The sequence below is a fragment of the Aphanizomenon sp. UHCC 0183 genome, from assembly GCF_009712065.1.
In the GTDB taxonomy this organism is placed as follows: Bacteria; Cyanobacteriota; Cyanobacteriia; order Cyanobacteriales; family Nostocaceae; genus Dolichospermum; species Dolichospermum heterosporum.
On sequence record NZ_VILC01000018.1, the window covers coordinates 73,061 to 93,873 of the forward strand.

At 38.1% G+C, this 20,813-nt stretch carries 22 protein-coding genes and 1 pseudogene; 6 read left to right on the forward strand and 17 right to left on the reverse strand.

Annotation, left to right across the window (positions count from 1 at the left end; all coding sequences use genetic code 11):
- Positions 1 to 38: 38 nt before the first annotated feature.
- A complete protein-coding gene (locus FJR37_RS08670) occupies positions 39 to 779 on the forward strand; it encodes an amino acid ABC transporter ATP-binding protein (RefSeq protein WP_039202420.1) in 741 nt (246 codons plus the stop codon).
- Between the two features lie 275 nt (positions 780 to 1,054).
- Here the strand turns inward: FJR37_RS08670 and FJR37_RS08675 are convergent, their stop codons facing one another.
- From FJR37_RS08675 to FJR37_RS08720, 10 genes and pseudogenes are all read right to left on the reverse strand, one after another.
- Complete coding sequence (locus tag FJR37_RS08675; protein ID WP_039202436.1) at positions 1,055 to 1,351, reverse strand: type II toxin-antitoxin system HigA family antitoxin; 297 nt, start codon at positions 1,349 to 1,351, stop codon at positions 1,055 to 1,057.
- A 377-nt stretch (positions 1,352 to 1,728) separates the two neighbouring features.
- Positions 1,729 to 1,833 carry a DUF4351 domain-containing protein gene (locus FJR37_RS08680; RefSeq protein WP_152540522.1) on the reverse strand — a complete coding sequence of 35 codons (105 nt, stop codon included), beginning with the start codon at positions 1,831 to 1,833 and terminating at the stop codon, positions 1,729 to 1,731.
- Between the two features lie 96 nt (positions 1,834 to 1,929).
- Positions 1,930 to 2,271, reverse strand: a complete 342-nt coding sequence (locus FJR37_RS08685) for a type II toxin-antitoxin system PemK/MazF family toxin (protein WP_027404955.1) — start codon at positions 2,269 to 2,271, stop codon at positions 1,930 to 1,932.
- Positions 2,268 to 2,501 (reverse strand): hypothetical protein, encoded by a 234-nt coding sequence (locus FJR37_RS08690; RefSeq protein WP_027404956.1) that lies wholly within the window; start codon positions 2,499 to 2,501, stop codon positions 2,268 to 2,270. The genes FJR37_RS08685 and FJR37_RS08690 overlap by 4 nt, the downstream gene beginning before the upstream one ends.
- A gap of 133 nt (positions 2,502 to 2,634) precedes the next feature.
- Positions 2,635 to 2,721: pseudogene (locus FJR37_RS27670) on the reverse strand (hypothetical protein); the annotation flags it as partial.
- 23 nt (positions 2,722 to 2,744) lie between these two features.
- Positions 2,745 to 3,173 (reverse strand): 8-oxo-dGTP diphosphatase MutT, encoded by a 429-nt coding sequence (gene mutT / locus FJR37_RS08700; RefSeq protein ID WP_039202419.1) that lies wholly within the window; start codon positions 3,171 to 3,173, stop codon positions 2,745 to 2,747.
- A 98-nt stretch (positions 3,174 to 3,271) separates the two neighbouring features.
- Positions 3,272 to 3,616, reverse strand: a complete 345-nt coding sequence (locus FJR37_RS08705) for a DUF760 domain-containing protein (protein WP_039202418.1) — start codon at positions 3,614 to 3,616, stop codon at positions 3,272 to 3,274.
- Between the two features lie 250 nt (positions 3,617 to 3,866).
- Positions 3,867 to 4,823 (reverse strand): RNA polymerase sigma factor, RpoD/SigA family, encoded by a 957-nt coding sequence (locus tag FJR37_RS08710; protein WP_039203234.1) that lies wholly within the window; start codon positions 4,821 to 4,823, stop codon positions 3,867 to 3,869.
- A 688-nt stretch (positions 4,824 to 5,511) separates the two neighbouring features.
- The gene (carB, locus tag FJR37_RS08715; protein WP_168465799.1) at positions 5,512 to 8,766 is read right to left on the reverse strand and encodes a carbamoyl-phosphate synthase large subunit; all 3,255 of its coding nucleotides are present in this window, start codon (positions 8,764 to 8,766) and stop codon (positions 5,512 to 5,514) included.
- Between the two features lie 537 nt (positions 8,767 to 9,303).
- Positions 9,304 to 9,858 (reverse strand): Dps family protein, encoded by a 555-nt coding sequence (locus tag FJR37_RS08720; RefSeq protein WP_027404961.1) that lies wholly within the window; start codon positions 9,856 to 9,858, stop codon positions 9,304 to 9,306.
- A 361-nt stretch (positions 9,859 to 10,219) separates the two neighbouring features.
- Between FJR37_RS08720 and FJR37_RS08725 the strand changes: the two genes are divergently transcribed.
- A complete protein-coding gene (locus tag FJR37_RS08725) occupies positions 10,220 to 10,477 on the forward strand; it encodes an Asr1405/Asl0597 family protein (protein WP_039202434.1) in 258 nt (85 codons plus the stop codon).
- Between the two features lie 20 nt (positions 10,478 to 10,497).
- Complete coding sequence (locus FJR37_RS08730; RefSeq protein WP_039202417.1) at positions 10,498 to 11,118, forward strand: (2Fe-2S) ferredoxin domain-containing protein; 621 nt, start codon at positions 10,498 to 10,500, stop codon at positions 11,116 to 11,118.
- Positions 11,119 to 11,208: 90 nt separating this feature from the next.
- On the opposite strand, the gene FJR37_RS08735 is transcribed toward FJR37_RS08730, so the two are convergent.
- The 5 genes from FJR37_RS08735 to FJR37_RS08755 all read right to left on the reverse strand — a co-directional run bounded on the left by FJR37_RS08735 (position 11,209) and on the right by FJR37_RS08755 (position 16,681).
- Entirely contained in the window at positions 11,209 to 11,916 is a 708-nt protein-coding gene (locus FJR37_RS08735) for a precorrin-2 C(20)-methyltransferase (RefSeq protein WP_039202416.1), read from the reverse strand.
- Entirely contained in the window at positions 11,916 to 12,542 is a 627-nt protein-coding gene (locus FJR37_RS08740) for a precorrin-8X methylmutase (RefSeq protein ID WP_039202415.1), read from the reverse strand. Before FJR37_RS08740 ends, FJR37_RS08735 begins: the two co-directional genes overlap by 1 nt.
- Positions 12,543 to 12,549: 7 nt before the next feature.
- Positions 12,550 to 14,007, reverse strand: coding sequence for a precorrin-3B synthase (gene cobG, locus FJR37_RS08745; RefSeq protein WP_254434540.1), 1,458 nt, complete (start codon positions 14,005 to 14,007; stop codon positions 12,550 to 12,552).
- 325 nt (positions 14,008 to 14,332) lie between these two features.
- Positions 14,333 to 15,688, reverse strand: coding sequence for a bifunctional UDP-N-acetylglucosamine diphosphorylase/glucosamine-1-phosphate N-acetyltransferase GlmU (gene glmU, locus FJR37_RS08750; protein WP_039202414.1), 1,356 nt, complete (start codon positions 15,686 to 15,688; stop codon positions 14,333 to 14,335).
- A 69-nt stretch (positions 15,689 to 15,757) separates the two neighbouring features.
- Positions 15,758 to 16,681, reverse strand: a complete 924-nt coding sequence (locus tag FJR37_RS08755) for a tRNA (5-methylaminomethyl-2-thiouridine)(34)-methyltransferase MnmD (RefSeq protein ID WP_039202413.1) — start codon at positions 16,679 to 16,681, stop codon at positions 15,758 to 15,760.
- 111 nt (positions 16,682 to 16,792) lie between these two features.
- On the opposite strand from FJR37_RS08755, the gene FJR37_RS08760 reads away from it, so the two are divergent.
- Both FJR37_RS08760 and gor read left to right on the forward strand, forming a co-directional pair.
- The gene (locus FJR37_RS08760) at positions 16,793 to 17,608 is read left to right on the forward strand and encodes a sulfurtransferase (RefSeq protein ID WP_039202411.1); all 816 of its coding nucleotides are present in this window, start codon (positions 16,793 to 16,795) and stop codon (positions 17,606 to 17,608) included.
- A gap of 173 nt (positions 17,609 to 17,781) precedes the next feature.
- Positions 17,782 to 19,161, forward strand: a complete 1,380-nt coding sequence (gene gor / locus FJR37_RS08765; protein WP_039202410.1) for a glutathione-disulfide reductase — start codon at positions 17,782 to 17,784, stop codon at positions 19,159 to 19,161.
- Between the two features lie 82 nt (positions 19,162 to 19,243).
- On the opposite strand, the gene FJR37_RS08770 is transcribed toward gor, so the two are convergent.
- Complete coding sequence (locus tag FJR37_RS08770; RefSeq protein WP_217355219.1) at positions 19,244 to 19,468, reverse strand: hypothetical protein; 225 nt, start codon at positions 19,466 to 19,468, stop codon at positions 19,244 to 19,246.
- Positions 19,453 to 19,626, reverse strand: coding sequence for a hypothetical protein (locus tag FJR37_RS08775; protein WP_168465800.1), 174 nt, complete (start codon positions 19,624 to 19,626; stop codon positions 19,453 to 19,455). The genes FJR37_RS08770 and FJR37_RS08775 overlap by 16 nt, the downstream gene beginning before the upstream one ends.
- Positions 19,627 to 19,733: 107 nt before the next feature.
- Between FJR37_RS08775 and dcm the strand changes: the two genes are divergently transcribed.
- Positions 19,734 to 20,720 (forward strand): DNA (cytosine-5-)-methyltransferase, encoded by a 987-nt coding sequence (gene dcm / locus FJR37_RS08780; RefSeq protein ID WP_168465801.1) that lies wholly within the window; start codon positions 19,734 to 19,736, stop codon positions 20,718 to 20,720.
- The last annotated feature ends 93 nt before the right edge of the window (positions 20,721 to 20,813 follow it).

Genomic DNA, 20,813 nt, shown 5'->3' on the forward strand with positions numbered 1-20,813 from the left:
AATATTTAAATATAAATTGTATGACACAAAAGGAATATATGACAGAATCAAACCCGATAATTATTGCTGAAGATGTTCACAAATGGTATGGTAAATTTCATGCACTCCAAGGTGTAAATTTAACTGTAGAACGGGGAGAAGTCGTTGTTTTAATGGGACCATCTGGTTCAGGAAAATCAACCTTTATTAGAACATTTAACGCTTTAGAAGAATATCAACAAGGAATTATTACCATTGACGGAATTACCCTCAGTCATGATTTAAGAAATATTGAAACAATTCGTCGAGAAGTGGGAATGGTATTTCAGCAATTTAACTTATTTCCCCATTTAACAGTTTTACAAAATATCACCTTAGCACCAATATATGTTCGCAAAATATCCAAAGTTAAAGCGGAAACATTAGCAATGCAATTATTAGAAAGAGTGGGAATTTTAGCACAAGCACAAAAATATCCCGGACAATTATCCGGTGGACAACAACAACGAGTAGCCATAGCGCGTGCATTAGCAATGCAACCGAAAATTATGTTATTTGATGAACCAACATCAGCTTTAGATCCAGAAATGGTGAGAGAAGTTTTAGACGTAATGCGAAATCTGGCTAATGACGGAATGACAATGATAGTTGTTACCCATGAAGTCGGATTTGCGCGAGAAGTTGCTGATAGAGTTGTGTTAATGGATAGCGGTTTATTAGTTGAATCTTCTACCCCCGACACCTTTTTTACTAATCCCAAAGAAGAAAGAACCAGGAAATTTTTATCCCAAATTCTCTAGGGTGATTCAATTCAGGCTAAAGATCCCCGACTTCTTAATTTAATCTTTTGTAAATAATGATAATTTATCAAAGAAGTCGGGGATCTAAATGCAGGTTTAACGATGTCCAAATATTGGGAAGATTTGATAATGTTCTTTATCTATTTCTGTCCAGCAATTTTCTAGTAATAATTTGGCTGTTTCTTCAAGCCAGATATTGAAGTCTATTTGATAAGTTATAGTATAAATTTAATTTACCTCTGACTACAATTATTTGATGACATGATAATCAATAATCAGTGAGTCATTTCATTTAAAGCTATATTAATTATTTCTTCACTAACTCCATGATGTTTTAAATTTTCAATAAAAGTAGAAACTCCTTGATTACGACTTTCTAAATAATATAATATAGCTGCGATAGGAGATGGAGGATCAATAGGATAATTTTGTTGTTCATAGACTTCTACTAAAGTCGTTAAAATATCTAATTTCTCATATTCTGGTGTATTAGGTTCAGCATCAAAAATTTGTTCGATTTCTTTTAATGCCTGTTGATAATCTGATTCTGTTCTAATGGGTTTTAAGTTCATAATATCAAACCTATAGGAAAATAAGGGTTTTGGAAAATGATACCTAACATAAATTAACTTGTGGTTTCTACTTGCCAATCTTCTATAGAAAGTTCTAACAAAATTAAACATCAAATATATCCAGGGAATAAATTCCCTGCCTAAAAGCAAAAGTCGGTTAAAACCGACTCATAAAAAATATCGGTTCTACCGCTCCCCTTATGGAGAAGAATATTAATTTTTGTAGGTTGGGTTGAGGGACGAAACCCAACACCCCTTGCTATCCTACCGCTAATGTTGGATTTCACTTCGTTCTACCCAACCTACAATAAATGTTGTTTTACATAAAGGGAACGGTAGAGCCAAAATATCTTTTCCTCTTTGCGTGAGAAAATATTTTAACTTTGATTCACCATCCAAATTACCAAATTATCAGGTTGTGAAAAATCCAAAATAGCTTCCGAAATCTCATCTAAATTTTCACCTGATAACTCTTGAGTCATATATCTATGCTTGCATACAAAAGGGAGAAAACTCGGTTCAATTCCGAGGCAGTCCATTTACATTTTGCGTATTTGCTTGGGAAAAACCCTAAACTTTCATAAACTATCTAACTTGGCCAAAGATATTTTCACACAATTACAAACACCAAGCCAATCACGCTCTGACAAATGACCAATTAAACTAAAATTAGCTGAAGGTGGCAGTGTCACAATATAACTGCGAAAAATAGACGCAACTCGTAAACCAGCCTCATTCCAATCTTGAAGTATATAGTCAGTAATACCTAATGCAGTTGTTTGAGAAGTAATTAATCCAATGATAACATCAGGACGATTTGCGTGATAAATTACAGATGATAAAACTACAGCCGGACGGCGTTTAATACCTGTAGCGCCAGGAAAATCAACCGTTACCACATCCCCAGGATTAAATTTCACTGTGTTATTTCCTCACTTTCTGGAAATATCGAAGCAGCATATTGTAAAGAAAAAGAGGTGATATCAAGTTGGTCTTCTTCTGTCCAAGTATGACTTTCATCAATAACAGACAAATTTTTCTCAGCTAAATTATTTTCTAAAGCGTTGAGAATGAGTCTAGCAATTATATCTTGTTCGGTTTCAGGAAGTTGCTTTATTTGTTTAATGGCTTCTTCAAGTAATTGAGTCATAGTTTTTACCGCTAATCATTATCTATTATACTAGATATAAGACAGCCAGGGAATAAATTCCCTGTCTAAAAGCAAAAGTCGGTTAAAACCGACTCATAAAAAATATCTTTTCCTCTTTGCGTGAGAAAACATTTTAACTTTGATTGGCTATCCAAATTACCAAATTATCAGGTTGTGAAAAATCCAAAAGTGCTTCCGAAAGCTCATCTAAATTTTCACCTGATAATTCTTGAGTTTATGACTCTAACTTTGCAGATTTTGATTGTGATATTTCCTCAAAGCCGCAATAATTTCCCCATTCGCTTCTGGAAAAGTAAAATTATCTAATTCATCCAAACTCACCCAACGAATTTCATCGCATTCTATCGCTTGAGGAACACCCACTAAATGCTGAGAATGATGGACTGTTAAAGTTACTCGTAAATGAGTATAAGTATGATCAATAGTAATTAGATGTTCTCCAACGGCAATTTCTATGCCTAATTCTTCAGAAATTTCTCGTTTAATACATTCTTGAATAGTTTCACCAATTTCAATTTTTCCCCCTGGAAATTCCCATAAACCACCCATTGCACCTGTAGGTAAGCGTCTATCAATTAATATCTGTTTTTGGTCATTCCAAATAACAGCAACACCAATAATTTTATGAGGGATAGAAATACTTTCATTCATATAATTACCAATTATCAATAAATAACAAAAAAAACTCGGTAGATTAATTATATCTCTACTGAGTTGATATTTATTTTGATAATTTTCCTACAAAAATACTATTCAACTTCGCTACTATTAGCTTCTGTTGTTTGCATGACCACATCAAAACCCATTCTTTGTTCTGCATTGCGTAAAAAATAGCCACTAATCATAGCTGATGCTAATAAGCGACCCAAGTTTTCCCGACTAGTAGAAATAGTAATCCCGAATTGTTCAGAAGGTAAATTTCCTAAAAGTCCAATGATGTTCCGTTCCATTACCTGTAAAACTTCCGTAGAAGTGGGTTTAGATAATTGATTAACTGTTTCTGGACTTAACGATTTAACATATTGCCATAATAAATTACTTGTTTCCGACTCACTATTAAAAAATTCTGATACTCGATTAGATTTGTTACTCACCTTTGACCTCCTGTACTGCCACTAGTAACGACGGTATTTGTGACTAGAATAACTTGTAGTTATTGCTTATTCGATCTAGTTGACTATTATATATATAATTCATGTCAACCAATCTAACAGTTTATTCCTTTCGAGGGAGTCGGTTTAACCGTACTCAAATGGGAGTGTTTTTCACCTATTGAGTGATTATGGGTGGGGAAACTCCACCCACAAAGCAAAAAATAACTGACCATTAACTAATAACAACTGACTAACTTGCAAGATACTCATTCATAGTTGCTTTAGATTTGCGAAGTTTGTTTAGTGCTTCCCGTTCAATTTGGCGGACTCGTTCCCGGCTAATATTCAGGATTTCACCAATTTTAGCCAAAGTTAAAGATTGTCCATCTACTAAACCAAAGCGGAGACTAATCACTTCCTTTTGCTGGGGTGTGAGTTCTGACATCATCCGTTCTAAGTCATAAGACAGGGAAGTTTGCATGACAAAATCTTCCGGTGTTGCCCCTGTGTCTTCTAGCATTTCTCCCAGTTCAGTGTCATAGTTATCTCCTAGACGTAAATCTAGAGATAATGGTAGACGGGCTTTTTCTAGGTACTCTCGCACCTGTTTGGGTGTTAAATCTAGTTCTTGGGATAATTCCGCTACTGTGGGCGCACGTCCTAGTCCTTGGGATAGTTGACGCTGGGCTTTTTTAATTTTGTTGAGTTTTTCCGTAATATGAATGGGCAAGCGAATTGTTCGGGCTTTTTCGGCGATCGCCCGAGTAATGGCTTGACGTATCCACCAATAGGCATACGTAGAAAATCTGTATCCTTTGGTAGGATCAAATTTCTCTACACCCCGTTGCATACCAATACTGCCTTCTTGAATGAGATCAAGTAAGTCAACATTACGTTTAATGTACTTTTTGGCAACGGAAACGACTAAGCGGAGATTGGCTTCTACCATTTTCCGTTTGGCTATTTCACCAACTGCGATCGCTTGATTTAATTCTGATACTTCTATATCAGAGGCTGCTGCCCATTGTTCTACAGTTGGTTCATGACCTAACTGGGTAGCCAGACCTTCCCGGATCTCATGCAAGGCAGTAGATCGTTGCACCTGTTTACCATAAAAAATCTCTTCTTCGTGGGTGAGGAGTGGCACACGGCCAATCTCACGCAGGTAAGTCCGCACGAGGTCGGTGGCTGATTGAGCGGTCTTCATGGCGCTACTCTTGGGTAATGGTGGGTTTGCTGATAGGGTCGTTAACGAAATAATGTTTTGAGATTTGTCGCACCCGATAAACTCAGGTTGCCCATATTTGGGTAAATTAGGTACTTCACTGCCAAACGTTACATCTGTCTCCTTGTTTCCACAAGTATCCATAGTTAGATACACAGTAGCAAGTCAAACATTTTTTGTGTTTTCGGGAATATTAATAATTGTAACATTTATGAGAATAATTTGACTATAGGGAAACCCGCACTTCGGCAGTAATTTGAGATCACCTCAGACTCTGAAATTACTGAACGGCATACATTTCCTTAAATAACGGCTAATCCTCTAGCGGAGAAATAGCTTCCTCATATTTGTTAAAATATCTCAATGATAACGATAATGATTTTTTTGTAACAATTGCTTAATAATGTCGGACTATGATTTTTAGGATTATTTTGATGAAGATGAGGAAAACGTCTGAACTATGATTTTTCTGATTATTTTGATTAATATGAGGGATTTTCCCGATAAATCCGCAGGATTCATCATAAAAATCATCAAAGGTCTGAACTATGATTCTTGTGATTCTTTTAATTAAGATGATATATCTGTCGTAAAAATCATAGATTTCTGCGAAAAACTAGCCAAATAATCATAAAAATCATCAAAATCACAAAAATCATAGTTTAGACAATTAACTTCTTGGACAGTATTCTTGGATCACCTTGACATCTAAAGTTGTATTTTGCAGAGAACAGATGGCTGCGGCTGTGGCTCTAGCACCTGCAATAGTAGTAATGATGGGGATTTTGTAGCCTAATGCGGTGCGACGAATTAACTTAGAATCGGCATGAGCTTCTTCTCCAGAAGGTGTGTTGATGATCAGTTGAATGTTGCCGTTTTTAATCGCATCCAGGACATGAGGACGACCTTCATGGAGTTTGAGAACTGATTTTACCTCTAACCCTTGTTCTTGCAAGACTTGGCGTGTCCCTTGGGTAGCCATGATTGTAAAGCCTAACTTAATAAACTCCTTAATGACATCTGCTGCGAGAGGTTTGTCTCTGTCACTCATGGAAACAAATACAGTTCCTTGAAGCGGTAATTTTTCCCCTGCGCCTAATTCTGCTTTGGCAAAGGCGCGACCGAAATCGCTGTCAATACCCATTACTTCGCCAGTTGAGCGCATTTCTGGACCCAAAATGGTATCTGTACCAGGGAACTTACTAAATGGTAAAACCGCTTCTTTGACGGCAATATGAGAGGGAATGACTTCTTTTGTAAATTTCACTTCCTCTAAGGTTTTCCCCGACATAATTAAGGATGCGAGTTTGGCTAATTGTACCCCTGTGGCTTTAGATACAAAGGGAACTGTCCGTGATGCTCTGGGGTTAGCTTCTAAAATATACACTTGGGGAGAATAGCCATTTGCACCGACTACGGCAAATTGAATATTCATCAACCCAACTACAGATAGAGCTTGTGCTAGTTGAACTGTCCATAAACGGATTTGGTTGAGAACGGCGGGAGAGAGGGAAATGGAAGGTAAGGAACAAGCTGAGTCACCAGAGTGAATCCCCGCTTGTTCGATGTGTTCCATTATGCCACCAATGACGACATTACCAGTATGATCGGCGATCGCATCTACATCCACTTCAATGGCGTTTTCTAAGAATTTATCAATTAAAATCGGGTGATCTGGTTCTACTTGCACAGCAAAGGTCATGTAACGTTCTAATTCAGTATCGGAATAAACGATTTCCATCGCCCTTCCCCCCAATACATAACTAGGACGGACTACTACAGGATAACCAATGCGCTTGGCAACAATTAAAGCATCTTCATAGCTTCTCGCCATACCATTAGGTGGTTGGGCGATATTTAATTCTTGCAGAATCTTTTCAAACCGTTCCCTGTTTTCCGCCATATCTATAGAATCGGGAGATGTTCCCCAAATCTTGGTGATACTATTAGCTTTTTGTAAATACTCTTGCAGAGGAACGGCTAATTTTAATGGTGTTTGTCCACCAAATTGGACAATTATCCCCACAGGGTTTTCGGCTTCGATGATGTTGAGAACGTCTTCTTTAGTTAATGGTTCAAAATACAGGCGATCGCTGGTATCGTAATCTGTAGAAACTGTTTCTGGGTTAGAATTGACCATAATTGTTTCATACCCGGCATCATGTAGAGAATATGCAGCATGACAACAACAATAATCAAACTCAATTCCTTGACCAATGCGGTTTGGACCACCACCCAAAATCATCACCTTGGGTTTATCTGTTGGTAATACTTCCGTTTCTTCTTCGTAGGTAGAATAGTAGTATGGAGTCAGGGCTTCAAATTCAGCAGCACAGGTATCAACGGTTTTGTAAACGGGGATAACTTCTAGCTGTTTGCGATATGTGCGAACTTCGTCTTCTTTGGTTTTTGTAGCATAAGCTATTTGGCGATCGCTAAATCCATTTCTTTTTACATCATACATTTGCGCTTTTGTCAACTGTTTTAAGGGCGTGCGCTTGAGAAATTTTTCTATTTCTAAAATTTCTTGCAATTTATCTAAAAACCAAGGGTCAATTGCTGTCAGTTCGTAGATTTCTTCATTACTCATTCCCAGCTGCATAGCATGACGTACAGAAAAGATGCGTTCTGGGTTAGGAGTCCGCAATTGGGCGCGAATTTGTTCACCACTGGGCAATTTTTCGGCTTTATCACAACCCCAACCAGCGCGTCCGGTTTCTAGGGAACGTAAGGCTTTTTGAAAGGATTCATTGAATGTCCGGCCAATGGCCATTGCTTCTCCCACAGACTTCATTTGTGTTGTGAGGACGGAATCAGAACCGGGAAACTTTTCAAACGCAAACCGGGGAATTTTCGTAACCACATAGTCAATTGTCGGTTCAAAGGAAGCGGGGGTTTTTTTGGTGATATCGTTTTGTAGTTCATTCAAAGTGTAACCCACCGCTAACTTCGCCGCGATTTTGGCAATGGGGAAACCTGTAGCCTTGGAAGACAAAGCCGAACTGCGGGAGACGCGGGGGTTCATTTCAATTACCACCACATCACCATTGACGGGATTTACGGCAAACTGAATATTAGAACCGCCGGTTTCCACACCAATTTCCCGGATAATTTTAATTGCCATATCCCGTAACCGTTGATATTCTTTATCAGTTAGGGTTTGGGCGGGGGCGACGGTGATAGAATCTCCTGTATGAATCCCCATAGGGTCGAGATTTTCGATAGAACAGATAATCACGACGTTATCAGCTAAATCCCGCATTACTTCTAATTCATACTCTTTCCAACCCAATAAAGATTGGTCAATGAGAATTTGGGAAACGGGACTAGCATCAATTCCTACTTGTGCCATTTCTTCAAATTCTTCTTGATTGTAGGCGATACCGCCACCAGTCCCCCCCATTGTAAAGGCTGGACGGATAATTAAAGGATATGTGCCAATTTGCAGAGCGATCGCTTTTGATTCGTCTAAAGTGGAAGCTGTACCACTGGGACATACTGCAACCCCAATTTTAGCCATTGCTTCATTAAACAGTTTCCGGTCTTCGGCTTTTTCAATTGCGGGTAATTTTGCACCAATTAACTCGACGTTGTATTTCTCCAAAACGCCATTTTTGGCTAACGCTACAGCCAAGTTGAGGGCGGTTTGTCCTCCCATTGTTGGCAATAAAGCATCTGGACGTTCTTTGGCAATGACTTTTTCCACTATTTCCGGTGTCAACGGTTCAATATAGGTGCGGTCGGCGGTTTCCGGGTCGGTCATGATTGTCGCTGGGTTGGAGTTTACCAGCACGACTTCATAGCCTTCTTCTCGCAAGGCTTTACAGGCTTGAGTTCCAGAGTAGTCAAATTCACAGGCTTGACCAATCACAATTGGTCCTGAACCTAACAGGAGAATTTTTTTGAGGTCTTGACGACGGGGCATAGTTTTTACCTTAGATGACAAAAATACAAATCTTGACTATTTTAAGGGTCTTTACGCCTCATCATGCCATTCATTATTAACTTTTCCGGGTTTTGATGACGGTAAGGGGAAGGATTTATAGATATGGGGGATTTTTGGTACTGGTTTTTACGTTTTTTCTCGGCGTTGCATAATTTAAGTATGAATTAAGCTCACGCAAAGGCGCAAAGGCGCAAAGGTAAGAGTTTGAAAAATTAAAGCAAGAGAATTTTATGTCTAAATTCTGAGTTTATTTAATTGTTATGGATTATAACAATAAGACTTCACAGATAATTAATTTATCTTTCTTTATCTGCGTTCATCTCCGTTCATCTGCGTTTGATAATTTATTGTTAGATATATAAAATATGTAATAAAAATAATTGGTTTTAAGTCCTAATATAAAGAATGGCAGAAAGGATAGGTTACACCTCTCTGCCAAAATTATTAATTTTGTAAAATTCTCAATTACTAAAATTTATTTAGTCTTGATTTAGTTGAATCGAGATTATCAAAAGTTTAATTTTCAGCCCGTTGCACAAAACCTAATGTTAAACTATCTTTAGCTAAAAAGTGAGCTAGATGATAAGCTCTCTCTTCAGTTTTTAAGAGAATTTTCTCGTATAAATAGCGTGTACCTCTATCGCCTAAACTTTCAGCCTGTGCAGCTTGGCGGCGAATTACACCAATTAATGCTTGTTCGGCAACTAGGTCATTTTCTACCATCTTTCGGGCAGAAAATACGCCATCTACTTCTGTTTCAAAACAGCATAATTCAGCTAATTTAGTGAAACTTGCTGCGGGGATGCCACCCAAACCATTTAAGCGCTCGCCAATTTCGTGGATGTGATCTTGTACTTCTTTGTAGCTGGCGTTAAAGAATTCATGCAGTGAATTGAATTCTGCACCTTCAACCACAAAATGATGTTTTTGGTATTGTAAATATAATGCCTGAAAACTAGCTAATACGACATTAAATCCTTCGACAACTGGCGCAGTGACACTGTGATCTAGTAAGACGGGATTGTCATAAACCTGACCAAAGTTGTGTAATATAGTTTGCGTATCAGACATGGTTCTCCTCTTTTTTTTACAGTTATGATTTTTAACTGCTTACTCCTCACATATTAGCATTTTCAAAATAAAATCAAGGCTACTAAATCTAAAAAACTTTGGCATTATTAGCAATCGTAAGTATCAATTTTTTTTCATATATCTGTGCTTAAAGATATATATTTGGTATTTATCTTGACTTCAATCTCAAAGTGTGCATATCTCTCAACAAAGAAAAAATGAGATTTTTTCTCAAAATTAATGACAATATTTTGCAGTTAGTGTATTCTAAAGAAAGAAGCTAAACTCCGACTAACTCGCAAATTTAGGCTGTGGGTTTCTAGTTTTACTGCAACTTTATGGCATTTTGAGGGCTACTCGCTTGAAATCTTTCAGTTCAGACACAGATAGAAAGCACGTTATTGATATAAATTGGGCAGACCGTTGGCAGGTTTATCAACGCTTACAAGAATTAGATATAATTTGTGTTTGTGAGACTAATCAGCCTTTAACCGTAGAAATAAATAACCCTGCCGCAGCTATTCAGCTTTGGAGTGTAATTCAACAATTCACTGCTTCTCGTCAAGACTTGATTGGGAATCTTGAAAATTGTTGGCGTTGTCGTTACCAAAAATTTTAGTGAGAAAAATAGGTTAAAAAATGAATATATCTACTAATTCAGCAGTCACAGAATTTTGTTTTGAAGGCAGATTTCTAGATTTTGTGATTAAGGATGGATATAAGCTGAAAGGATTGTTATTAGGGACTTCTGAGTGTGAATATTATATAAAATTAGCCAAGCATTTACGGAGTGCTTTTGATTTACGGTTAGCTAAAGGGACTTGGCTGCAAGTTGTGGGGACAAAACAATATAATCCGAAAAAAGATCAGGTAACTCTCGTAGCAGAAAGAGTTATGGCTGCAAGTTCTGATATGGGAATAGTTGCAGCACAGAATCAAATTAAGACGAAACCTGCTAAAACACAAACAATTTTAGTTTGTCAAAAATCTGATTGTATGAAACGTGGTGGTAAAGCTTTATGTCAAGCTTTGGAGTCGGAGTTAATAAACAGCGGGTTAGAAAATTCAGTCACGATTAAAGGTACTGGCTGTATGAAAAACTGTAAATCTGGTCCTAATTTAGTTATGCCCGATAAAACTCGTTATAGTAAAATTCAAGCTGCCCAAGTTCCCGCTTTAATAGATAAGCATTTTTCTGATAAAAGTCAGGACAAAGCAAAAAATATGCCAGAAAATATACACACTCTTGTTAAAGTTTAGTTATCTTGAGGATGCAATACGATTGAGGGCGCAGTCCCTGCGCCCCTACAGGCTTTACAATTTGCGCCTGACTCGGTGACTCCTTGACAACTACAACTTATTTTTAGTAGGGATAATAATCATCGAGAAATAAGGTACATCAAGAGGGTCAACTTCGTCAAGAGGTAATATGCGCTGTTGTGTAGTTGTAGCGCGTTCAATGTATCTAGCCCGTGAAGCTAGTCCTAATTCATGGAGAATATCCCTGACTTTGAGAAAATGGCGACCAAGTTTCATAATAGCCGCCGCGTCAGTGGCTAGGAGTTGGCTAATTAAGGCTTCTCTGGGTAATGGTGCAGGTAAAACTGTGAGGACATCATTGTAATAGGTAAATGGTAAACCTAAAGCCACGGGACAAGCCATGAGAGAGGAAACTCCGGGGACGACTTCTGTTTTATACTTATCAGCCAATCTAGTAAAAAGATACATAAAAGAACCATAGAAAAACGGATCTCCTTCACAGATAACCACTACATCCCGACCTGCTGCTAAATGGTCAGCAATGGGTTGAGTTTCTTGGTCATAGATAGATTTAGCCTTTTCTGGTTCTAAGGCGCGAGGAAGATGAAAGGCTACCTCAATCTGACTATGATCCAAGTATGGAGAGACAATTTTTCTGGCGATACTTTCTTTATTTGTTGCTGATTGATAAGCAATAACTGGGGCAGAACGGAGGAGACGCAAGGCTTTTAAGGTGATGAGTTCAGGGTCTCCAGGTCCCACACCAATTCCATAAAGACGACCTCCAGCGTTATTCATTATTCTTCCTCACTAGCTAAGGCGTTAACAGCAGCAGCAGCGATCGCACTTCCGCCCCGTCTTCCATGTAAAGTTAAAAATGGTACGTTGCGGCTATCTGCGGCTAATGCGGCTTTTGATTCGGCTGCACCCACGAAACCAACAGGAAAGCCCAAGATTAACGCCGGTCGAGGAACTCCCTCGTCTAGCATTTCTAATAACCTAAATAGGGCTGTAGGTGCATTCCCAATCACCACAATTGCCCCTTCTATGTGGAAACGCCAGAATTCTAAAGCTGCTGCTGACCTTGTATTTCTTAATCTTTTGGCTAGTTGTGGTACTTCTGGATCATTGAGGGTGCAAAGAACTTTATTATTTTTGGGTAATCTTTTTTTGGTAACACCTTCGGCTACCATGTAAGAATCACACAAAATCGGTGCGCCGGCAATTAGGGCTTTTTTCCCGGATGCTACCGCTGTAGATGAATATTCTAAGTCTTTGACAATATCCGTCATTCCACAGGCATGAATCATGCGAACAGCAACTTTTGCTACATCTTCAGGGAATCTTTCGAGATTGGACTCTGACCGAATAATTTCAAAGGAATTACGATATATTTCGCTACCATCACGGATGTAATCAAACATGATATTTTCAGGTTGTAAAGGTTAAATTGGGCGTTGTTTGGCTAAATAGTTGATTTAATTGATGGCTATGACGATCAATAAATTGTCCAAAAGTTTCGTGTAAACTTAGACGTTGTTTTTGATACACTGCCAGCATTTCTTGAATCAAAATCGGAATTTTCGCTATAGTCACATATTCATAAAGTAAATGACCAAGAACATACACTTGATAAGCGGGAAAAGTTGCTTTTACGGTTTCTGTAATAATACCAAGTAAGGTAATATCAGCTTGAGTGTGTTGAGCGCAAGATTTACTGCAACCACTAAAGTGAATATTCACAGGTGAGTCTAGAATCATCAGATTTTCTAGGTATTTTGCCAAGTTTATGGCATCATCTTTAGTTTCTGTGGCCGCAGCAGCACAACCCTTTTTACCGGAACAAGCTACTAGGAAACTTTTGATGTTGGTTGGTGATGAGTTTAAACCTAAATTGGCAATTTGTTGATCAACTTCGCTAATTTGATTTTGGGGAATATCGGTTAATAGTAAGTTTTGCCAAGGTGTTAACCTGATATTATCATCGCCATACCTTTTGGCAATATTAGCTAAACCCCTAATTTGCGAAGTTTCTAATCTTCCCAGGGGTAAGACTATGCCGATATAATATAATCCGGTTTGGCGTTGGGGATAAATACCAATATGAGTTTTTTCTCGCAGAGGCGCGGAGGCGCAGAGAGGAGTTTTTGTAAAGTTCAATATATCTGAGTTGAGGTTTTCTTGGATTTGATGAAGATATTCTTTGACTGTGATCTTATTGATTATTTCTCGTAAGCGTAGTTTACGGCGGTTTCTAGTATCTATGTGTTTGAGGTAAGTTTGCGCTAAGGCTGCTAAAGCTGTTGTTGTCTCTTCTGGTTTGAATAAGATTCCTGTATCCTGTGCTGGTTGTCCTTTTTCTCCATAACTGAGATATAACCGCAAATATACATTACGGTTAATTATTTCTGCTGCCAATATAATATCATTGGGTTGATATTTTACAGCAACTTTGCCTCCACCATCAAAGCAAACGCTAAATTTTGCCGATAATTCGGAAAGTTGAGAATGTGCGGTAATATATTGTTCCCAGGCTTTCACTAAGGGACGAGTATCTAGTAATTCTTCACCATCAATACCCGCTGTGGGATTGGTCATGATGTTGCGGATATGATCTATTTTGGCATTGGTAGAGGCTAAACCTAATGCTTGTAATTTTTTCAGAACCTCAACATTTATGCTGTTTTTAATTTCTCTAATTTGAATATTGGCGCGGTTAGTAATATCAATATAACCACTGCCATAATTATCAGCAATATCTGCGATCGCCTGAAATTGGTTATAATTGATGATTCCCCCTGGTATTCTCAACCGATAAAGAAGACCATCCTGGGCGGCTGTGTTGTAAAATAATCCTGGACAAGCGGTAAATGGAATTTGCAAAATCATGACTCCTTCTCTGTGTGACGCAGAGACAGAACGGAAGTGAACACTTGAGAGTTAGCATTCTGACTTACTCAATTTGGGATTCTGGATTTTTAGTTAAACTCCAATCATCTCTAAATTGCTTTACAGTTGCGGCACAGTCCCGGAATTGAACCGAAGTTTCCTAACTCTAAGATTTAGTAGCTTACCATGAGATGGTATTTTTGGCTATTGTCCATAAATTTTGTTTCGCGCAAAGGTGCAAATGCAAGAGTTTAATTCCATACTTTACAAATTTAATCAAACCTCTTTGTGAAGAGGTGCGTTGGTAAACGCACCCTAGAAAATATTAACTGTCAGTTTTCATTTTCCAATCTGGTTTGACTACCTGACGACTTCTAGCAATTACCAAAGAATCATCTGGGACATCTTCTGTCACCGTTGAACCTGCGGCTATGTAGACATCATTACCGACAGTAATAGGTGCAACTAACACAGTATTAGAACCGATTTTGCTGCGATCGCCTATAGTTGTTCTATGTTTCTTCACACCGTCATAATTAGCAGTGATTGTCCCCGCACCGACATTGACCTGAGTTCCGGTTGTGGTATCGCCTAAATACGATAAGTGTGCTACATTAGTGCGATCGCCTAATTGGGCATTTTTCAACTCCACAAAATTACCAATTCTGCAACCTACACCCACCTCAGCGTGACCACGTAAATGTGCGTAAGGTCCAATTCGAGTTTGAGATTGAATCACACTATCTGTAATTACAGAATAGAGAACCGTGACATTTTCACCCAATTCACTATTCTCAATTAAACTTCCCGGACCAATGCGACTACCAGCTTGAATCACCGTCCTTCCTCGCAAATGAGTTTGCGGTTCAAGAATCACATCCGGCTGTAATTCTACCGTTTCATCAATAGTAATACTTGCCGGATCAATTAACGTCACACCTGCTAACAACCATTTTTCCTTAATCCGTTTTTGTAAAATATCATTAGCAGTTGCTAATTGCAATCTATCATTAATTCCCAAAATTTCTTGATTATCTTTCACATCTACAGCCATTACCTTACCAACTTGAGTAACAGCATCAGTTAGGTAATATTCTTTTTGAGAATTATTAGCTTGCAAATCTGGTAAAATCTTAGCCAAATCAGGCCAATGAAAACAGTAAATACCAGCATTTACCCGATCATTTTCTCTTTGATTAGGAGTACAATCTTTATCTTCAACTATTTTTTGGACAATACCCTCACTATTCCGAAAAACCCTACCATAACCTTGAGGATTTGCTAGTTGTGCAGTCAGAATAGTACAGGAATTTTGATTTTCTTGGTGAGTTTGTAAGAGGTTTTTTAAAGTTTCTGTCCGTAACAAAGGTACATCACCATTTAAAATCAATAAATCCCCAGTATAACCCTCTAAATGGGGAAGTAATTGTTGGATAGCATGACCTGTGCCTAATTGTACAGCCTGTTCTACAAATTCCACACCATAAATAGAATCCATAGCTGTTTTTACTTCTGTGGACTGATAACCAACAATCACTAACTTACGGGCAGGTGAAAGAGGTTCAGCACTTTCAATAACGCGTTCAACTAAAGATCTTCCACCCAAGGAATGTAAAACCTTGGGTAGATTAGATTTCATTCTTGTGCCTTTTCCAGCGGCGAGAATTGCTACAACAACCATAATTAAATATCAGTGAATTGGTGATAAATACTTTTTTGATTAACTCCCTTCCACGCCAGATCATATCAGTTAATCATGGCTAACTGTTGACTGTTCAGGCAAAATCTCCTGCGGTGTTGACGATCTTAACCACCTTTTGCGCCATTGTGAACTTGATTCCAATGTAGAGACTTGAATTTCTTCTTGTCGTCGCTTGAGTATCATTGCCGCGGTATCACTCAAATTAGGATCTCGATAAGGAATAGCAGCACGAGTTCGTAAATGTTCTGCTTCAGTTTGGGAAAGAGGCGGCAAATAGGATATAGTTGATTCCTCTTCATGTTGAGGATGTCCCGCAATAGTCCCCGGAGTCCGTCTTCCTATCGGTGGAGTAGAACTGACAACCAAACCCGCAGCTAACAGCGCAGTCCGTACCGCCGCAGCACAGGAATAAGTAGCTAGTAACCCATTCTCATGCAAGCATTCGGATACTTTTTGTATAAATTCCAGAGTCCATAATTGTGGACATTGCGGAGGTGAAAAGGGGTCAAGAAAAATTGCATCTGCTTGAAAGCCTGATTCATGTACTTGGAGGATTAAGTTTCTAGCATCACCAATTAGTAAAGTAGCTTGCAAATAATCTATGTGGATTTGATGTTCAAACGCTATTTGAGTTAAAATTTTTATATATTTGTCGTCCCAACCATTAAATAACTGATGGTTAATTGCCGCTTGGGGGACAATGGGATTTAGTTCTAACCCAATCAATTCCACATGGCAACGAGGATTTACTTGCCAAATTGTCTGTAAAGCTGCCGCTGTGTTGTATCCTAGACCATAACAAATATCTAACAGCCGCACAAATCCCGTTTCGGCTAATATTGGTAATCGAGTCGGAATCGCAAATTTCAGTAAACTTTCCTGTTTTGCTCCATAGTGACTATGAAAGGCTTCATTAAACTCTGTGGAAAAAAAGGTAAAAGAACCATCTTGCGTTTGTTGGGGTGTAAACATTTTAGGAGTCAGGAGTGCAGGATGTAGGGGCGCAGGGCCTGCGCCCAGTCAGGAGAAAGAAGAAAGAAGAAAGAAGAATAGTTTTCACCAATTACCAATTACCAATTACCCATGAATAATCAATTTATTGTTTCTCCAGAATGGCTGTTTGAAAATCTCAATAATTCTCAAGTTATGATTGTTGATTGTCGGTTTTCTTTAGCTGATAACCAATTAGGAAAACAACAGTATCAAACTAATCATATCCCAGGCTCTTATTATTTAGACTTAAATCAAGATTTATCTAGTCCTGTGCAAGAACATGGGGGCAGACATCCTTTACCAAATATCACAGAATTAGCTGAAAAGTTATCAGCAATTGGGGTAAATTCCCAAAAAACTTTAGTAGTAGCTTATGATGATTCTCGCTTGGCTTTTGCCTCTCGTTTATGGTGGTTATTGCGGTATTTAGGACATGAACAAGTAGCTGTTTTAGATGGCGGTTTTGACCGTTGGCAAAAAGCGGGTTATGCCGTTACAGATGTCATTCCTACTGCGGAAAGAGGAATATTTATTCCCCAATTACAAGCAGATAAAGTTGTAGATTTTACTTATATTAAAAATCACCAAGATAGTCAAAATGTGGTTTTAATAGACTCTAGGGAAGGAGAACGTTATCGTGGAGAAAAAGAACCAATTGATAAAATTGCTGGACATATTCCCGGTGCTGTTAATTATCCTTGGCAAGAAGTAACGGACGCTTATGGGTGCCTAATTCCCCAGTTAGAACAATCTCAACGGTGGCAAAATATAGATACAAATAAAGAAATTTTAGTTTATTGTGGTTCTGGTGTCACAGCTTGTGTAAATTTACTTTCTTTAGCCATAGCTGGAATTCCCACCGCTAAACTTTACGCTGGTAGTTGGAGTGATTGGATTAGTTATTAGTCAATTCTCAGATCCCCGACTTCTTCTTTGATAATGTCAATAAATGATGAATCAATCCTAGAAGTCGGGGATCTGGTTTTATATTTTTAGTTGTCAGCTACGCTAGATTAAATCTAGGCAATCTGACTATATATAGTTCAACAGCCTATTTTTAGTTAAAAAAGTAGAAATTTATGACTTTTGATTACGACTTGTTTGTGATTGGTGCTGGTTCTGGGGGTTTGGCTGCTTCTAAACGGGCGGCTAGTTATGGTGCAAAAGTGGCGATCGCCGAATATGATTTAGTTGGTGGTACTTGCGTAATTCGTGGTTGTGTCCCCAAAAAACTCATGGTTTATGGTTCTCACTTCCCCGCCCAATTCCAAGAAGCCGCCGGTTATGGTTGGACAGTAGGAGATGTAAAATTTGACTGGGAACATTTCATCACATCCATAGATAAAGAAGTTAACAGACTATCAGCACTTCACATCAGCTTTTTAGAAAAAGCCGGAGTAGAATTAATTTCCGGTCGCGCTACCTTCATAGACCCCCACACAGTTGAAGTCAATGGAAAACAATATACAGCCGCGAAAATTTTAATTGCTGTCGGTGGTCGTCCCATTAAACCAGACATACCAGGTATAGAACATGGTATTACTTCCAATGAAATCTTCCACCTGAAAACTCAACCCAAACATATCGCTATTATTGGTTCTGGTTATATCGGTAGTGAATTTGCCTGTATCATGCGCGGTTTGGGTTCAGAAGTCACCCAGATTATCCGCAAAGAGCAAATTTTGAATGGTTTTGATCAGGATATTTGCACCAGTATCCAAGAGGGAATGAGTAATCATGGCATTCGCATTGTTGCAAATACTGAGGTGACAGCCATAGAAAAAGTGGACGCAGGACTGAAATTAACTTTATCTGGAGACAATCAAGAACCAATCATTGCTGATGTATTGTTAGTAGCAACCGGTCGCAGTCCTAATATTGAAGGATTAGGCTTAGAAAATGCCCAACTTGATTGTGTTCCCAGTTCTGAAGAAGAACCAGGATACAGCACCTCAAATGCAATTCCCGTCAATGAATATAGTCAAACTTGCCAACCCCATATTTATGCTGTTGGTGATGTCACAGACCGCCTAAATTTAACCCCCGTCGCCATTGGTGAAGGACGTGCCTTTGCTGATACTGAATTTGGCAACAACCGCCGCGAATTTAGTCACGAAACCGTTGCTACGGCCGTATTCACCACCCCAGAAGCGGCAACAGTCGGGTTAACAGAAGCCCAAGCTAGAGACAAATTCGGTGATGATAACATCAAAATTTATCGTACCAGCTTCCGCCCCATGTACTACACTTTGGCAGGTAAGCAAGAAAAAACCATGATGAAGCTAATAGTAGATACTAGCACTGATAAAATTCTAGGCGCTCACATGGTGGGAGATAGTGCCGCAGAAATTATTCAAGGTGTCGCTATTGCAGTAAAAATGGGTGCAACCAAAGCTGATTTTGATGCCACTGTAGGTATTCATCCCTCCGCAGCAGAGGAATTTGTCACTATGAGATAATTGTATTTGGTAGGGGTTTAGCAGTGCTAAACCCTGACAATTGTGATAGATTTAGTTTGCGTATATTTCATCAAAGTGAAAACTATTGGTATTTAGTTTCAGCCAATTTTTCTTTAATTAAGTTCTCCACTTGCTGCAACTCATGATTTGATTTTGGTATATCAAAAATCTCGCTGGGAGTTTCTGAAGCAAAACGATCAATAAATGCATGAAATGCTGCTTTATCATTGGGGTGAGCAATTATATAAGCTCTTAATTCAGTTTTAGTCATGCTAATAAAGTTAGGTATAATCACAAAAACCTCCATAAACCATTAGGATATATTTCTATTTCTATGTTATCTCCTGCCAAGATAAACAGATTACCTGTGCGCTCATCTAAACGGACGATGAAAATAGGTGTAAATGTATTTGTCAAGGTTTGACAGAGAATAACACATCTAATACTTTGTTCGGAAGTTGGCAAGATATATTTATCTCCTAATTATATAACTTAAATAATTATATTGCATCAAGGTTGATAACCGCTATAAAGGCGTGATATTATTTTCTTTGAATAAATGATGATAACAAATGATCAAATTTATAGACTTATTTAGTGGTACAGGTGGATTTAGATTAGCAATTGAAAAGATTTGTCATATTTATAAAATTGATTCTCAATGTGTTTTTTCCAGTGATATTGATATAAATGCCCAGAAAATCTATTCAGAAAACTTTGAAGAAACACCCATAGGAGATATTACAAAAATTGACGAAAATGATATTCCTGACCATGACATATTATTAGGTGGTTTTCCTTGTCAACCCTTTAGCATTTGTGGAGAACTAAAAGGATTTGAAGATACCAGAGGAACATTATTTTTTGATATTGCCAGAATTATTAAAAATAAACAACCGTCAGCCTTTATATTAGAAAATGTCAAACAATTACAAGGACATCAACAGGGGCAAACATTAAAAATAATTATTAATACCTTAAAAGAATTAGGCTATTATACAGATTATAAAATTCTCAATGCTCTTAATTTCGGTTTACCACAAAAACGAGAAAGAATTTTAATCGTCGGCTTAAAAAATAAAAATCATTATCATAACTTCAACTGGCCATTAATTAAAATGCCCATGCAGCCCTTATCAGAAATATTAGAAAAATCTGTTTCTGAATTTTATTATGCTTCCGAAAAAATTCGCCAAAATCGGTTACAAAAAGTCAAACCTGAACAAAAATATGATCAACCAACAATATGGCATGAAAATAAATCTGGTAATATTAGTATATATCCTTATTCTTGTGCATTGAGAGCAGGAGCATCTTATAATTATTTATTAGTCAATGGAGAAAGAAGATTAACCGAAAGAGAAATGTTGAGGTTGCAAGGTTTTCCAGAATCTTATAAAATAGTGGGCAGTTACCAAACTATGCGAAAATTAACTGGTAATGCGATCGCTATTCCTTGTGTTGCTACTGTGATTGATTCTGTAATTAATGCAATATTAGTAAATCTGAATGTTAAAAAAATTTCTCATTCCCATACTCTGTATGGGAATGAAGTCTAGAAAGCTCTGCCTTAATTTTCTCGTTTTTCTCGTTCCCATACTCTGTATGGGAATGAATTATAGAAGGCTCTGCCTTCATTCTCCATAACAGTA